Source organism: Modestobacter altitudinis, from assembly GCF_005930475.1.
Lineage (GTDB): Bacteria > Actinomycetota > Actinomycetes > Mycobacteriales > Geodermatophilaceae > Modestobacter > Modestobacter altitudinis.
On the sequence record NZ_SJEW01000030.1, the window covers coordinates 17,001 to 32,411 of the forward strand.

At 71.9% G+C, this 15,411-nt stretch carries 14 protein-coding genes; 7 read left to right on the forward strand and 7 right to left on the reverse strand.

What is annotated here, in order from left to right; translation table 11 throughout:
- The first annotated feature begins 114 nt into the window (after positions 1–114).
- On the forward strand, positions 115–1,176 hold the full coding sequence (locus FHL79_RS12840) for an AI-2E family transporter (RefSeq protein WP_218938449.1): 1,062 nt from the start codon (positions 115–117) through the stop codon (positions 1,174–1,176).
- Positions 1,177–1,420: 244 nt separating this feature from the next.
- On the opposite strand, the gene FHL79_RS12845 is transcribed toward FHL79_RS12840, so the two are convergent.
- A complete protein-coding gene (locus tag FHL79_RS12845; RefSeq protein WP_171058147.1) occupies positions 1,421–2,590 on the reverse strand; it encodes an epoxide hydrolase family protein in 1,170 nt (389 codons plus the stop codon).
- Between the two features lie 61 nt (positions 2,591–2,651).
- Between FHL79_RS12845 and FHL79_RS12850 the strand changes: the two genes are divergently transcribed.
- Together FHL79_RS12850 and FHL79_RS25800 are read left to right on the forward strand one after the other, a co-directional pair.
- On the forward strand, positions 2,652–3,620 hold the full coding sequence (locus FHL79_RS12850) for a helix-turn-helix transcriptional regulator (protein ID WP_138758989.1): 969 nt from the start codon (positions 2,652–2,654) through the stop codon (positions 3,618–3,620).
- Between the two features lie 401 nt (positions 3,621–4,021).
- Positions 4,022–4,261, forward strand: a complete 240-nt coding sequence (locus tag FHL79_RS25800; protein ID WP_246080722.1) for a hypothetical protein — start codon at positions 4,022–4,024, stop codon at positions 4,259–4,261.
- 93 nt (positions 4,262–4,354) lie between these two features.
- On the opposite strand, the gene FHL79_RS12860 is transcribed toward FHL79_RS25800, so the two are convergent.
- From FHL79_RS12860 to FHL79_RS12870, 3 genes are all read right to left on the reverse strand, one after another.
- On the reverse strand, positions 4,355–6,028 hold the full coding sequence (locus tag FHL79_RS12860) for a CocE/NonD family hydrolase (RefSeq protein ID WP_138758990.1): 1,674 nt from the start codon (positions 6,026–6,028) through the stop codon (positions 4,355–4,357).
- A 112-nt stretch (positions 6,029–6,140) separates the two neighbouring features.
- On the reverse strand, positions 6,141–7,538 hold the full coding sequence (locus FHL79_RS12865; protein ID WP_218938450.1) for a hypothetical protein: 1,398 nt from the start codon (positions 7,536–7,538) through the stop codon (positions 6,141–6,143).
- Positions 7,539–7,645: 107 nt separating this feature from the next.
- Complete coding sequence (locus FHL79_RS12870; protein WP_138758991.1) at positions 7,646–8,473, reverse strand: PaaX family transcriptional regulator; 828 nt, start codon at positions 8,471–8,473, stop codon at positions 7,646–7,648.
- Between the two features lie 431 nt (positions 8,474–8,904).
- Here FHL79_RS12870 and FHL79_RS12875 point away from each other — a divergent pair, with 431 nt between their 5' ends.
- Positions 8,905–9,060 (forward strand): Zn-dependent oxidoreductase, encoded by a 156-nt coding sequence (locus FHL79_RS12875; protein ID WP_138758992.1) that lies wholly within the window; start codon positions 8,905–8,907, stop codon positions 9,058–9,060.
- Positions 9,061–9,187: 127 nt separating this feature from the next.
- Here FHL79_RS12875 and FHL79_RS12880 read toward each other — a convergent pair whose 3' ends face one another.
- Together FHL79_RS12880 and FHL79_RS26600 are read right to left on the reverse strand one after the other, a co-directional pair.
- A complete protein-coding gene (locus FHL79_RS12880) occupies positions 9,188–9,928 on the reverse strand; it encodes an alpha/beta fold hydrolase (RefSeq protein WP_138758993.1) in 741 nt (246 codons plus the stop codon).
- Positions 9,929–10,089: 161 nt separating this feature from the next.
- Entirely contained in the window at positions 10,090–10,560 is a 471-nt protein-coding gene (locus FHL79_RS26600) for an alpha/beta hydrolase (protein WP_439331130.1), read from the reverse strand.
- Between the two features lie 604 nt (positions 10,561–11,164).
- Between FHL79_RS26600 and FHL79_RS12890 the strand changes: the two genes are divergently transcribed.
- A complete protein-coding gene (locus tag FHL79_RS12890) occupies positions 11,165–11,389 on the forward strand; it encodes a hypothetical protein (protein WP_246080724.1) in 225 nt (74 codons plus the stop codon).
- Positions 11,390–11,787: 398 nt separating this feature from the next.
- Entirely contained in the window at positions 11,788–12,795 is a 1,008-nt protein-coding gene (locus tag FHL79_RS12895) for a mechanosensitive ion channel family protein (RefSeq protein WP_138758994.1), read from the forward strand.
- Between the two features lie 64 nt (positions 12,796–12,859).
- Here FHL79_RS12895 and FHL79_RS12900 read toward each other — a convergent pair whose 3' ends face one another.
- On the reverse strand, positions 12,860–14,359 hold the full coding sequence (locus tag FHL79_RS12900) for a gluconokinase (RefSeq protein ID WP_138758995.1): 1,500 nt from the start codon (positions 14,357–14,359) through the stop codon (positions 12,860–12,862).
- A gap of 689 nt (positions 14,360–15,048) precedes the next feature.
- Here FHL79_RS12900 and FHL79_RS12905 point away from each other — a divergent pair.
- Positions 15,049–15,204 (forward strand): Zn-dependent oxidoreductase, encoded by a 156-nt coding sequence (locus tag FHL79_RS12905; protein ID WP_138758996.1) that lies wholly within the window; start codon positions 15,049–15,051, stop codon positions 15,202–15,204.
- Positions 15,205–15,411 lie beyond the last annotated feature (207 nt).

Consider the following 15,411-nt stretch of genomic DNA (forward strand, 5'->3'; position numbering starts at 1 on the left):
GCGGTCGGTGCTAGAACGAGCGTGATGACCGGGCGAGTCGAGGATCAACCGCCCGACCGCCCGGGCGGCGAGGGCCAACCAGGACACTCGGACCGGTCTTCGTGGCCGCGCGGGGTGACCGTCCTGCTGGGCGGAGCCGCGGCTGTCGCCGTCGTCGCCGGGCTGCGGGAGCTGGCTTGGCTGGTCGGACCGGCCTTCGTCGCGGCGGTCATCGTGATCACAGTGCTGCCGGTGCAGCGCTGGCTGCGCGCACGGGGCGTGCCGTCCTGGGTTGCGACTGCCGCGCTCGTCGTCGTGGTCTACGGAGCCCTGCTCGCGCTGGCAGCCGTCCTCGTCGTGTCCCTCGCGCAGCTGGCGGCCACGCTGCCCCGGTACCAGGACGAGGCGACGGCGCTGGCCGACTCGGCGTCCCGGGTGCTCTCGAGCCTGGGTGTCGACGCCGATCAGCTCCGGGAGATGGCCGCGGACGCTGACTACGGCCAGGCGGTGACCTGGGCTGGGGACCTGCTGCGCAGCGTGACCGGGGTGCTGAGCAGCCTGGCCCTGCTGCTGACCCTGCTCTTCTTCCTGGCCATGGAGGCCTCCGGCGCGGGTCGGCGACTTGCCCTGGTCGCCGAGGACCGGCCCGAACTGGTCGTCGCTCTCCGGGGCTTCGCCCACTCGACCCGGCGCTATGTGGCGGTCAGCACCGCCTTCGGCCTGCTCACCGGGGTGGTCGATGCGATCGCGCTGGCCCTGCTCGGGGTGCCGCTCGCGCTGCTGTGGGGCCTCCTCGTCTTCATCACCAACTACCTGCCCTACGTGGGCTTCTGGATCGGTCTCCTGCCGCCGACGGTGCTGGCGCTCCTCGATGGCGGCTGGGGGCTCGCGCTGGTGGTCGCGCTGCTCTACACGGTGGTCAACTTCGTGTTGACCCTGCTGATCGAACCCAAGTACATAGGCGACGTGGTCAACCTGTCGGTGACGGTCACGCTGGTGACCCTCGTGTTCTGGGCCTGGGTGCTCGGCTCGCTCGGTGCAGTGCTGGCCGTGCCACTCACCCTGCTGGTGAAGGCGCTGCTGGTCGATGCCGATCCGCGCGCCCGATGGGTCGATGCGCTGCTCCGGTCGGACCGGGGCATCCGGGCATGGCCGGCCCGGCCAGCCGCGGACGACGGCGATCGTCCTGGCCGGTGACCTGCGAGCGCGTGGTCGCGCCACGAGGAGGGACACCACGATCCGGGCACGACCGCGAAGAACCGGCGCGCCACCTGGCAGGACAGAGCTCATCGCTTCGATGTGAACGTCGCCGACACCCACCACCAGGTGTCGTGCATCCGACGCTCCCCCACGGGGCCGGCGTCTCGCGTGATCTACGGCGACGACTGCCCGTCGGCCTCGCCGAGAGGGCGAGCGACCGGCGGCCATGGAGTCGCAGGAGTCAGACTTGGGTTCGGAGCGGGCCGAAGAAGGCGCGAAGATCGGAGATCAGGAGTTCGGGCGTCTCCATGGCCGGGAAGTGGCCTCCGCGGTCGAACTCCGACCAGTGCGAGATGCGGTCCGTGGGGTCGAAGATGCGACGCACCGTCGTGTCGGCGGCGAAGACGGCGACTCCGGCGGGCGACTGCCGGACAGGGTTGGTTGCCGGGGACGGGGCGGACGCCATCGCCCGGTATGCCTGCATGCCCTCGTAGGTCGCATGAGCCGACGCCGCAGCCGCGCGTGTGAACCAGGAGAGCGAGACGTTGGTCAGGAGCTGATCGAGGTCGACCGCCGCGCCGGGCTCGGCGGCCGCTGGGTCGGTCCACTCATGGAACTTCTCCACGATCCAGGCGAGGTGGCCGACAGGGGAGTCGGTCAGTGCGTACGCCAGCGTCTGCGGGCGGGTCGTCTGCATGTGCAGGTAGCCCAGACCCGACTCCTGCCACTCGTTGAACCGGATGGCCCGGGCCTGATCGGGCACCGACAACTCGGCGGTGTCCAGTCGCGGGCCGAACGGCATGGCGGCCACGGTGCCGGTCGCATGGGTGCCGATGACGTGGTCGCGCGCTACGGCGGCGATGACCTCCGCGACGCCGGCACCGACGTCGGTCCCGTGAACGCCGTACCGGTCGTAGCCGAGGGCGGTCATCAACGCCGCCAGCGCCTGGGCGACGAGGAACAGGTTGCCCCAGCCGGGCTCGAGGGGGGTCGACGCCCCATAGCCGGGCAGCGAGGGGACGACCACGTCGAACGCTGCGCCGTCTGGACCAGCCGTCAGCGCCGTGAGGACACGGGTGAACTCCACCGGAGAGCTGGGCCAGCCGTGGACCATGAGCAGCGGCAGCGCCCCGGGGCGTCCGCTGCGGAGGTGCAGGAAGTGCAGCGGCTGCCCGTCGAGGTTCGTGCGGAACTGCGCGAAGCGGTTCAGCGCCGCCTCCTGCGCGCGCCAGTCGAAGCCGTCAGCCCAGTAGGTGGCCATCTCCTGGAGGGAGCTCAGCGGCACGCCGCGCTCCCATCCGTCCGGTGACGGCTCGGGCCAACGGGCCGCCCGTAGACGACGCCGGAGGTCGAGCAGCTCGGCCTCGTGGACCTCGATCACGTAGGGGTCGATGGTGTGGATGGTGAACATGACCGAAACGTAGGAGGCATTGCGGAAGGGATCGCTCCTCAATTCGGCATGATGTTCGCCCATGTCGACGTCCGCGCGCCTGCTCCGGATGCTGGCGTTGCTGCAGGCTCGTCGTGACTGGACCGGTGCGGACCTCGCCGAGCGGCTGGAGGTGACTCCCCGGACCGTGCGGCAGGACATCAGTCGGTTGCGAGAACTGGGGTATCCGGTCACCAGCCGCCCCGGTGTCGCCGGTGGCTACCGCGTGGCTCCCGGATCTGTGGTCCCCCCTCTCCTGCTCGACGACGACGAGGCCGTAGCGGTTGCCCTGGGACTACGGCTGGCGGCAGGAGACGGCAACGGGCCCATCGCTGAATCCGCGCTCGCCGCGCTGGTCAAGCTGGAGCGGTTGCTGCCCTCCCGACTTCGGCCCAGCGTGCGCGCCGTGGGCACGGCCGTGGTCTCCGGAACGAGCAGCTCCCCCGTGGCAGTCGATCACCTGCTGATCCTGGCCGACGCCGTGAACGACCAACGACAGCTCCACGTGGACTACACCTCCCACGACGGGAACCGGGCTGAGCGGACGGTGGAACCGCAGCGACTCGTCCACTGGGGGTCCCGCTGGTACCTGCTCGCCTGGGACGTCGACCGCAGCGACTGGCGAACGCTCAGGGTCGACCGGGTCGTGCCTCGCCTACCGCTCGGTCGGCGATTCACAGCGCGGGAGGATCCGGCGGGCGGCGCCGCGGCTCACGTCCGACGCGGCGTCGCCGTCGCGCCCTGGCGGGTTCGGGCGACAGTGCGCGTGGCGGCGTCCGCGGAGCACGTCCGTCGACGAGTCCCCACCGTCGTGACGGTGGAGCCGCTACCACAAGGGTGCTTGGCGCACGTCGGCTCGGACTCGCCTGCCGAGCTGGCCTGGTGGCTCGGCGCCCTGGACGCGGACTTCGAGATCGTGGACGCCCCAGAGGTGGCGCAGGCATGCGACCGGCTGGCCTCCCGTTACCGGAAGGGCGCCGGCACTGCCCCGCCCGGCAACGACGCGGGATGAGGGGACTGCCGCTGGTCCGACGAGTGCCCGTCCGTCTCCAGCGGCGAAGGGCTGGCGCGGACCCCACTCACGTTGCGCGAGGTTCGAGGCCGGCGCTGCCCGGCCCCACCCCTGCGCGCTGTGCAGATCACCCGCTCCGGCGGGCCCGTGGCCTCGACGTGGGACAGGAACAGGCGGCGCCACAGCAGCTCAGCGATCGAGCGACTGGGTGCCGAGGACGCACAGGAGGCCAGCGCCTCGGCCGACCGGTGCCTGGAGCGACGCGAGCCCGGCCAGCCCGGCTGGCCACCGGTGTCGCGTCGCGAGCACGCTTGCCGGCGGCCCCGCTCGGGACATGGAGCGGGAGCTCGCGTCGTCAGGCCGGGTAGGAGGTCCCGGGCCGCGGGCTCAGCCTCACCGGCATGCGCGCTGTGCAGATCAGCCGCTTCGGCGGCCCCGAGGTCACGGACGTCGTCGACCTGGCCGACCCCGTCCCCGGGGAGGGTGAGCAGCTGTTCGACATCTCCTCCAGCGGCGTCAACTTCGCCGACACCCACCACTTCCTGTTCCGAGAGGTACATCGACCAGGCAGTTGGCCACGCACCCGGCGTCGGCGAACCTGGATGGGGGATCTCCTCGTGAGACGTGCCGGACATCGCTGAGGCGCCGCGCGGTCGATGCTGCCCAGGTGCGTGACGACGCAGTGCGGCCCGCACCCACGGGGGTGCAGGCCGCACAGATCGACCCCGTCCCGCCTATGCCGCAGGCGTCCTCGCGAACCGCACCCGGTCGGTGAACTCGATCTCTGCCACGGAACCCTGGGCGCCGGTGGCGACGCCGATGACCCCGGTGGACCCGTCCGGGGCGAGCCGCGGGACGTCGCCGGTCATGAGGCTGATCCGAACTCGGTGCCCCTCGGCGAAGCGCCAGTGCGCCGGCTGGGTCTCGATGACGAACGTCGTCTCCTCGCCCGGGGCCACCGGGACGCTCTGCTCGTGCCCGAACCGATGACTGGCGCGGAGCCAGCCGGCGGCGACCTCGGTGACCTGGCCGTCCGGGCCCACGTCCATCACCTTGGCGACCAGGTTGCCGTCGCTGTTGGGCAACGTCGCCTTCAGGGTGACCTCGGCCTGGCCTGCCAGCACGGCGTCGTGCAGCAACGGGCCGGACGTGAACGTCAGCCGGCCCTCGTCCGCCGCGGCGTTGTCGGCCGACGGGTCCGTCGGCCGCGGGCAACCGACCAGGCAGGTGGTGGCCGGACCGTCGTCCGGGTCGATCCTGAGGTCCAGGGTGCCCGGCTTGCCGGGCCGCCGGTCCAGCTCCCGATCGGTTTCGAGAGCCAGCATCGTGCCCTCCCCGTCCGCCGGCCAGTCGTCCAGTTCGACCCAGCGGCCCCCGGCGCCCTCGACCTCGTAACTGGTCACGGCCGCAGACGGCAAAGGTGCATCGGGGTCTCCGCCCAGCCAGTGGTCGAACCAGGCGAGAGTGGCGCCGATGGGCATGGGCTCGGTCACCTGCTCCCAAGGGTCCGCGTGGGTCCAGGGCCCCATGACCAGGCGGACGTCGTCGTTCCCGGCATCACGCAGGCCCTCGTAGTTCCCGATGGCGCCGGCGCGGAAGACGTCGGACCACCCGCCGGTGAGCAGGACCGGCACCTCGATGTCTCCGTGCTTGTTGGCTACGTTCTGGACGTCCCAGTACTCGTCGTAGGTCGGGTGAGCCGCGAAGGCGTCGAGTTGCCGCTGGTCGAAGGTCGGGTCCGCCACCGCGGGGCTGCCCACCCAGAGCCAGTCCGCGTCGGCACGCGCTCCGCCCGGGTAGAAGATCTCGGCGTAGTTCTCCATGGGCGAGACGTTGGGCGCGATCGCCGCCAGGTGCGGCGGTTGTTCTGCCGCGATCTCGAGAGTCGTCTGCCCGCCGTAACTCGTGCCGGACGCGCCCACCTTCTCCGTGGAGTACGGCTGGTCGGCCAGCCACTCCACCGCATCGTGGCCGTCCCTCCCCTGGATCGGCCACCGGGCCTCGAAGCCCGGCGCCGGAGAGATTCCGGTGCCGCGGACGTCACAGGACATCACGTTGTAGCCACGCTGACTGAAGTACGTGGCGAACGCACCCTCCGCCTCCTCCACGGCCATGCCGTACGGCGTGTAGCTCCGGAAGATCCCGGGGAACTCACCGGCGGCCGGCTCGCCGTCCACCGCGGGGCGGGCGATGGTGCACCCGAGTTCGAAACCGTCGCGCATGGGCACGTGGAGCCGTTCCACGTACGTGCCGTAGGCGGCCGACCGGTCGTAGTCGAACCAGTCGGGCTGGCCCGCCAGCGGTGGGTGCGCGGGGTGGGCGGCTGCTGGTGGAGCCAGCACCCCCACCGCGACCGCGCCGGTGATGGTGCCGATCACGCCGAGACGGCGGATCTGTCTGCCGAGCACGCTTCCTCCACGGGGAACGGGACGGGAAATGGGACGACGTCGAGCGACGCCGGCTGAGCCGGCCCGGGCCGGGCACGGCTGGTGCCCGGCCCGGGCCGGACTGCGGTCGAGATCAGAAGCGCGGTCCGCCGAGCAGGCCGCCGCGGTCGCCGAGCCACTCGGCCGGTCGGTAGTCCGGCAGGATCTCCGACTCGCCCAGGCCGAGTTCCTCGGCTGCGGCGTCCAGCTCTCGGGGGTTGGCCACGGATGCCCAGTGACCGGTGGCGACCCGCTCGTCGAGGGCCTCGACGGAGGCGACCAGCTCCGCTGCGGTGAACCGGCAGTGGCCCAGCCGGTTCACGAAGGCCTGGCGCAGCAGCCTCTTCGCGCCCGCCTGCCGCACGGTCTCCGCGTACTCCTCCTCGACCTGCACCGGCGCCAGGACATCGTGCGTGGTGTGCAGGCTGAGGACCGGCACCTGCAGGTCGCCGGTGAGCTCGGACGTGGCGTAGGCGGTCTGCAGCGCGGCCTCGTCGGCGGTCACCGACGCGGTCCCGGTGAGGCGGTCGAGATCGGCGTCGAGGTCGAGCCCGGCTGCGCGGTACAGCGCCTCGACCTGCGCGCGCTCGTCGGCGTGCCGCAGCAGCGCCCGGTAGTCGACGCCGGCGTTCCAGGAAGGATTGCCACCGACCGTGTTCTCGATGTCGACCCGGGCCGGGTAGGTGAAGCCGAGCCCGACGGTGAACTGGGCGACCTGTGCATCGACCTGAGCCTGGTAGTCCTCCGGATCCGGTTGGGCCTGACCCTCGGCCCAGCGGGGCAGGTGGTACAGCGCGGCGGCGAGCGCGATCCGTGCCCGGCCCTCGGGATCGTCCTGCGCGGCCACGACGGCGTCGGTGAGCGTGCTCGCCGTGGCGTTGACGGCGGCGAAGTCACCCCCGTAGTCGGCCAGCCGGACGTCCGTGCCCTCGGGCACGAGCAGCTGGGCGATCGCGTGGGCACCGTCGAGCTGGTAGTTGAGCAGGTCGACGCCGCCGTGCATCAGCCCACAGGTGGGCAGCGCCCCGTCGATCGGCGCGCCCGGGAGCTCGGCCAGCTGCCCGGTCACCAAGCCACCCATGGAGGTCCCGACGGCGAGCACCCGAGACGGCTGTCCGACTTCCGCGCCGAACGCGTCCAAGGTCTGCAGCTGGTCCTCAGCGGCGGTGTCCAGCGTCCAGCCGCTGCGCTCGAAGGAGGAGCCGACCAGGGCGTACCCACGGTCCAGCAAGGCCTGTCGGGTCTCGTCGTCCGGAGCGTTCGCGGCGCTGTGCGGGATGGGGAGGAAGCTCGGCCGGTAGCCGTGGCTGTACAGGAGCACGGTGCCGTCCCAGTCGGCGGGGACATCGGCAACCCACGCGGTGGCCCCCTCGTCGACCGTTCCCTCGACGTGCCGCGGGCCCGAGGGCCCTTCGGCGGCGGCGGGTGAGGCGGCGACGATCGAGAAGGCCAGGGCGCACGCCAGGCCGGAAGCGAGGGATCGGGGGGACATCAGCATCCTCACGGACGGGACTCGGGACGTCGGTGACGCTAGGCCGATGCCAGACGAGCGTCAACGAAATGCCGAGCGTTTTTGTGAGCCACGACACTGACGTCATGTCAACGCTTGGCTCGTGCGTCCCTCACCAAGTCCGCGAAGGCGTCCAGCGCCGGCGCTTCCAGGGCCGCGAAGGCAGTGCGGTAGACGACCGCCGACCGGCGGCCGGGCCAGTCCTCACCCAGGTGACGCTCCGGTAGCACCGGGTCGAGTCGGAGCAGGCGGATCCAGTGGGCACCGAGGAGGGTGAACAGGGCCAGCGGGTCCCTGTCCCGGGGAAGGGACCGCTCCCAGCGGCGGAGGAACTCCTCGTGTTCCCAGCGCAGGGCGTCCAGATCCCAGGCCCGCCGGACGAACCGGGCGACGTCCGTGCCCGGTGCAGGAGAGGCGACGAAACCGTCGATCTGCAGGCCCTCGACCTCGGCGCCCACGCTGATGATCGAGTCGAGATCGACGCGGCCCGGCGCAACCCACAACCCGTCGCGCAGGCAGCCGAAGCGGGCCCAGGTCAGCCGGGACCGCAGCCGGTTCCGGATGTCCCGCCGCGTCTCCGGCAGGGAGAAGCTCAGCAGCGTCCAGTCATCACTCAGCTGGTGGAACGGTTCCGGCGCCCGTACCCGCTCCCGCCCCTCCTGCAAGAGCCTCCGCGACCGCTGGGTCAGGCCGTAGCTGGCTACTCTCCCGCCCTGGTGGCGGGTCAGCAGACCGCGCTCAGTCAGCCGGGTCAACACCGACCTGGTGGCGTCGTCGCTGACTCCGAGAGACCTGAGCACGTCGAGGAAGACCCTCGTGGGGAGGGGATCCTCGTACCTGTCGAGGATGAGTGCGCCTCCCAGCGCCAACAGGAATTCCTGCGGCTTGAAGCCCACCGCGGCGGCGCGGTCTGTCATCTGCCCTCCTGAGCCGGCCCGGCGCACCCATGCCGCCAGCCGCCGGGACTGTCCTCTCCGGTGGAGGTCTACGCCGGCACCCACCACCTCGATCACCTCACCGGCGCCACCGCGCGTCTGCTCGGTCGCTCAGCGCCGCTGGCACCAGCCAGCGGCTGGTGGGGCCCTCACACTGCCAGGTCCGTCGAGCAACCCCTACGGCAGTCCGACCCTGTCCGTTCATGGGGCCCTGGACCGTCGAGCGCAGCGGCAGGTCGTCCGAGTCCCGCCCCAGGCCCAGGCCGCCCGCCCGGGAGCCCGATGCCGTGGGGACGTCGCATCGCTCAGTCGGACCGGGCCTGTGAGCTCGTCAGCACGTGAGCGACATCGAGGAGAAGCGAGCCTGACCCAGCTCCAGATGCCCGTTTGGTGAAGCTCCTGGCCTGATCTTCATGCGTGCAGTGCAGATCACCCGCTTCGGCGGCCCCGAGGTCATGGACGTCGTCGACCTGTCCGATCCCACCCCCGGGGACGGCGAGCAGCTGTTCGACGTCTCCTCGTCCGGCGTCGACTTCGCGGACACCCACCAGCGGCTGTCGGCCAACTGACCTCAGCGGGTGGCTGCCGAGCGGCCCGGCCAGATCGGTCAGATCGCCCACACCAGGCGGAGCACTGCGTCGGAGACGACGTCGGGTCGATCGGCGGGGACGAAGTGGCTCGCGCCGTCCACCAGGGTCACCCGCCTGGGATGTCCTCGGCCAGTCGCTGCCCGTATGCCGGCTTCATCTGGTGGTCCAGACGCCCCCACACCACCTCGGCCGGAACGTCGAGCCGCGACAGGAACGGTGCGACGGTCTGGGTGTAGACGGAGTCCAGCGAGCGCAGGTGCGCGGCCAGCTGCCGGGGTGCTCCGGGTCGCGTCCACGGGTACACGAAGTGGTCGATGAACGCGCCGGCCCGCTCGTGGTGCGCGAAGAGCGTGCGCAGCGCCGGCCGCAGAGCGGCCCCCAGCGCGGACGGTGGCAGCCGGTCGACCAGCGGCCACACCGCCTTCATCGTCCGAACGAGGGGCACCGGCCACCCGTCGTAGCAGACGCCGTCCACGACCCCCAGGCCCGCGACCCGTGCGCTGGAGGTCGTGGCGATGAGCTGGGCCACTCCTCCACCGAGGTCATGACCCACGACGATCGCCCGCTCCAGTCCGAGCACGTCCAGCAGGTCGACCAGCAGGGCCGCCTGGGCAGCGAGGTCGACGCGATGGCCGTGCGCGTCCATCGAGTCCCCGTAGCCGAGCATGTCCACCGCGATCACCCGCGCGTGGGCCCAGAGCCTGGGGACCACGTCCGCCCAGAGCCGGTGGTTGGTGGGGATCCCGTGCACCAGGAGCACCGGCGGACCGCTGTCACCCGCCGACCAGACGTTGAGCCGGCGGCCACCGACGTCCACCAGCTGGGCACTTCCGACGGGCAGCTCCATGCCCGTGGTCCGTGCCCTGTTCGGAACTGGCGAAGCACGCCCCACGCGCCCGGGCCCAGGTTGATCGTCTGCGAGCCCCGATCGCCGCACCGTGGCCGATGTGTGGTCCGTCGATGAGGTCGAGACGTCCACCCCGGCCGGGCGCAGGCAGTGCCACAGGGTCAACGCAGCCAGTCCACGGCTTCCCGGGCGATGTCGGGCGGCACGGCGTGTGGCCCGGCGAACTCGCGGTACGTCACGTCATACCCGTCGTCGCGCAGTTCGGGCACGATCGCCCTGCTGGTCCGGTCGATCGGCAGGACGTCGTCGGCGTCACCGTGGGAGACGAACACCGGCGGACTTCCCCGGCGCGGCGTTCCCGGCGGCACGAAACCCGGGGAGAACGCGACGATCCTCCGGAACAGGTCGCCATTGGCCAGGCCCAGGCCGAGCGCGTACGAGGCACCGTCGGAGAACCCGGCGATCACCACCCGACCCGCATCCACCGCCAAACCGGAGAACACCTGCCTCAGCGCGCGGTCGATCACTGCGGCATCAGCCCCGTAGGCACCGAGGATGGCGTCCCACGTCGTCTCCCGAGACGCCGGCGCCAGCAGAAGCAGGCCGCGTTCATCCGCCAGAGGCTGCAGCAACGCCAGTCCGGCGGCTGCGTCGCCCCCCGCCCCGTGCAGGGTCAGGACGAGCGGCGCCGCCGTATCAGGGACGACTGTCGGCGGGACGTACAGGAGCGGATCCCGGTCGGCCTGCAGACCCAGCGGATGCGTGCCGGAGGTGCGCGGTGGTGCCTCCGAGGACTTGGTCGGCGCTGCTCCCGGACGCGCAGTCAGGAGTGCACCAGCTGAATGCCCTCGCCCGCCGGGGACTCCGTCCGGAAGCCGGAGACCGCACGCGGCCAGCAGGCCGACGCCCGCCATCTGTCCAGCCGCCACCAGGAACCGTCGGCGCGTGTGCACGGCGTCCTGTTACCCGGGCCGACCCGACGGACTCCCGTTGCCGACGCGCTCATCCGTGCATCGAGCGACCCCGACACTCAAGAGCGCGGTGGAGCAACGGGTACGGGGGACCGTTCCCCGGCACGTGCGATGGGACGCCGAAGTCGAGAACTCCGAAGGGCGGTGATCAGCCAGGCCTGCGAGTGACAGTGGCCGCTGATCGGTCGCCAGCCCCGGAACGACGACCGAGGACGGTGACCGTTCCGGCGTTCCCTCTCCAGGACCGCGCCCTGACCTGACCCGCATGCGTGCTGTGCAGATCACCCGCTTCGGCGGCCCCGAGGTCATGGACGTCGTCGACCTGCCCGACCCCACCCCGGGGGACGGCGAGCAGTTGTTCCACATCAGCTCGTCCGGCGTCGATCCTGCTGACACCCACCACCGGCTGTCGTCAGAGCTACCTGAACTCTCGAGCTGGCGCACCCGGCACGCACACTCGGCGACACGGCAGGACCCGGGGGGCTCCTGATCGAGCGGCAACCCCAGGACTCCTGGCCGCGCGGCAAGGAGCGAGGTGCAGATCCGCCGAGCGCCATCATCGGTCATCCAGCCGGGGTGGCGGCTGATCGCCGTGCTGGCGAGGTGTCCGGCCAAAGGGCGAAGGTAGTGGCAGCCACGGCGGTGGACAGACCAGTGCCGAGGACCATCTTCGTGCCGAAGTAGATGAGGCAGGACTCGACGGCCACCACGTGGCGTTCGCGAACAGCCAGCACTGACTGTCCCTCGAACGACACGAGCCCGGCCGGCTGACGTCCCGGCAAGCACGCCGGCAACACTCCCGTTCCGCCGCTCAGAGGAGGACCCCGTGATCTCGGCAGGCAACACCCTCGTGCACGTCGGCCAGTTCGTCGCCAGCCCCCTGCACACGTGGTGACCGCCGACGCCGTCCAGGTGTTCGGCGTGACCCTCGTCGGGGTCAGCACCACCACCGGCGTCAAGCTGCTGTTCAGCCTGACCCTGATCGCGCTCGTCCTGGCCGTCCGGGCGCTGGTGCTCCGACTCGCCCGCCGCAGCCTGGGCGGCGGCGTCGGCGACCCGCGCCGGTTCTGGGTCCGTCAAGGCATCCAGGTCATCGTCGCCGTCATCCTCGTCCTGGGCCTGATCTCCATCTGGGTCACCCCCGACACCGACATCACCACCGGCGTCGGCCTGATCTCCGCGGGTCTGGCCTTCGCCCTGCAGCAGGTGATCCTGTCCCTGGCCGCCTACTTCGTCATCCTCCGCGGGGACACCTTCGGCGTCGGGGACCGCATCACCCTGGGCGGGGTCCGCGGCGACGTCGTCCGCCTGGGCTTCCTCAAGACCACGATCATGGAGATGGGCCAGCCCCCGTCGGTGGCGTCCACCGACCCTGCGGTGTGGGTGCACTCCCGCCAGTACACCGGCCGACTCGTCACCGTCACCAACGGCGCGATCTTCACCGAGCCGGTCTACAACTACACCCGCGACTTCCCCTATCTGTGGGAGGAGATCGCGCTCCCGATCAGCTACGACGCCGACCGGACCACCGCCGAGACCATCCTGCTCACCGCCGCCAGGACTCACGCCGTCACCGACGACGCCGCCGCCCGGGACGCGCTGGCGCACATGCAGTCCCGCTATGCCATGGCCGACGCCTCCCTGGACCCGGCCGTCTACTGGCGGATCACCGGCAACTGGCTCGAGCTGACGTTGCGCTTCCTCGTCCCCCACCGCGGGGTCCGCGAGATCAAGGACGCCATCAGCCGCGACCTCCTCACCGCCCTGGACGCCGCCGGCATCGGCATCGCCTCCGCCACCTACGAGATCATCGGCGCAGCGGTCGTCCACCTCGACACCGGGGAGACGGCCGACGCCGATCACGACGGCGGCGGGGCCGACCGGAGCGGGTCGTGACCCGACGGGGCAGCCGCACGACCAGGTGCTCGTCCCGGGACGGTGGCCGCTGCCCCGGGAGCCGTCAGCTCGGGGGGTCCTGCACCGCCACGGCCCGGTAGAGCTGGTCGTACTGCTCGGCCCGGCCCCGGTAGTGGTCCCGGTGGCCGGGCACCGGGTGCAGCGTCGGCGCGGTCTCGACCGGCGCCCGCGCGGTGTCCGGCGCCAGCACCTCCAGCGCGTGCAGGGCGGTGCCGTGCAGGGTCGCCCGCTTGATCGTGACCGGTTCCACCGGGGCTCCCAGCGCGTCGGCCAGCATCTGCAACCAGCCGGGCAAGTCCTGCGTGACCCGGCCGCTGGCCACGATCCGCTCCGGATCGCCGACGACCGTCCGCAGTTGGTCGGCGATGCGCGCATAGGACAGGGCGACGCCCTCCATCGCTCCTCGCAGGAGCGCAGGGCCGTCGGTGGCGGTGGACACGCCGGAGATCACCGCCCGGGCGGACGCCGCCCATCCCGTGGAGCGCTCACCGGACAGGTAGGGCAGGACGAGCGGGGTCCCCGATCCGGGAGCCGCACCCAGCAGCCGGTCGGGGTCCGCCCCGTCCAGCTGCACCGTGTTCTCCAGCCAGCTGACGACCCGGCCGACGTCGTTGAGCGCACCGCCGAGCAGGGAGCGGTGGGAGTCGACGCGGTAACACCACAGGCCCGGCGGGATGCGCTCGGGGATGTCGTGCACCAGCACCCGGATGGCCCCGCTGGTGGCCGCGGACAGCGCGGCTGTCCTCCCGTCGTCGGCACCTGCGCCCAGGTTGCTCGCGAAGCCGTCGGCGATCGGTGCGAACCAGCGGGCGCCGGCGAGCTCCGGCCAGCGCGTTCCGACCTGCGGATCGACATCGGACAGCGGGTGGTCCGGGTCGCGCACCTCCGACAACTGGTGGGCACCGACTCCAGCGGCGTGGAGCAGCTCGGGGTCCCAGCGCCCGGTCCGCCGGTCGAGGAGGCCGGTCCACGCGGCGGTGGACGTGCCCGCTGCCGTCGTCCCCAGCAGCCGGAGGTGGACGTACTCCCCCAGGGACATCCACCGCTCCGCCGCGGCGAACCGGTCCTGGTCGGTCTCGCGCAGCCACCGCAGCCGGGCCGGGAGGTAGCTGCTGTGCAGGCGGCAGCCGGTGCGCTGCTGCACCTGGGCCTCGTCGAGCTCGCTCCGCAGGGCCGTGACCTGCCGGCCGCACCGGGAGTCAGCGTAGGTGTAGCAGGGGCTGACGGCCCGGCCGTCGGCGCCGACCCCCACCAGGGAGGACGCGAACGTGTCCATCGCCACGCCGGCCACCCGACCACCCAACGGCCGATCGACGAGGTCCGTGAGGAGCGTCCCGATCTCGTCGGCCACCTGGTCCGGGTCGATCTCGCTGGTGCCGTCAGCACCGGACCGGAACTGGTGGGCGACCTTCCGGCGACCTCCCTCCACCGGCCGGCCAGCGGCGTCGTACACGTCACCCCGGCTCGCGGTCGAGCCGACGTCGAGCGCTACGACGAGGGGTTCCAGCGCATCCTCCAGCGCGACGCGGCCCTTCCCGGTCATCCGCTCCCCGCTCCGCCGAGCCTGCCAGGAGAGCCGACGCTACCGCGCACCGGGCGTCGCGAGAGGTACGTCGGCCGCATGGGGCCGATGCGCACGCCCGCGATGGGCGTGGCGACGACCTCACGACCCTGGTGACACGCCACCGACCTCCCTCGTGCGCTCCCCCGACGCGCACGCAGGTGCACCACCGCGCGGGTGCAGGGGGGCGGGCACTGCTCGGCGACCTCGGCAGAGGTGGCGGAGCTGTAGCGATCGTCGATCGTGGCGTCGAGCCTCCGTCGTGGCTGGACAGTCCGTCGGGCGCGTTCGCGCCGCGCGGCCCGACCAGTTCGGCGGTGGAAGACCCGATGCTCAGACCTGCTGCACGGCAGCGACGGCGTCGGCGGATCGAGCGCGCATGGTCGCCCACCGTCCAGCACGCCGTCCGGCCGGCAGATCGAGGTCGACTGCTGGAGCACCGCCGGCGCGGCGAGCGTGCTGTTCTCGCCCTACCGGTCGACGAGGTCGGCACGCAGGCAGGCGCGGCCTGCACGATCCGCACCCGCTGCGAGAGCACCGCCCAGCCAGCGACCTCGTGGGGCGAGTTGGAACCGCACGGACGGGGATTCGCTGCTGAACCGCCGATGGCACCTCGGGCTCGGGCTCACCTCCCTTCGCCGCGTGCCGGACGACGCCCTGGCGTCCGGGGCATGCGTGCTGTGCAGATCACCCGCTTTGGCGGCCCCGAGGTCATGGACGTCGTCGACCTGCCCGACCCGGTCCCCGGCGACGGCGAGCAGCTCTTCGACGTCTCCTCCTCCGGCGTCAACTTCGCCGACACCCACCACTGGCTGTCGTCCCACTGACCTGAGCCGGCCGGACCAGCCGCTCGCACACGCGGCCCGGCGGCGCTCTGTCCTGCGCCGTCCCGTCAGGACGGGCGGCGCCGAGCATCGCCCCACATCGCTCCTCCTCGGATCGTCCGCCGCTCCCCGAGTGGTGCACGCATGCGGCGCCCGGTCCGTCGCCACATCCGCGTCGGGTCGGGAAGACGCGGGACCGCTGACTCCGTG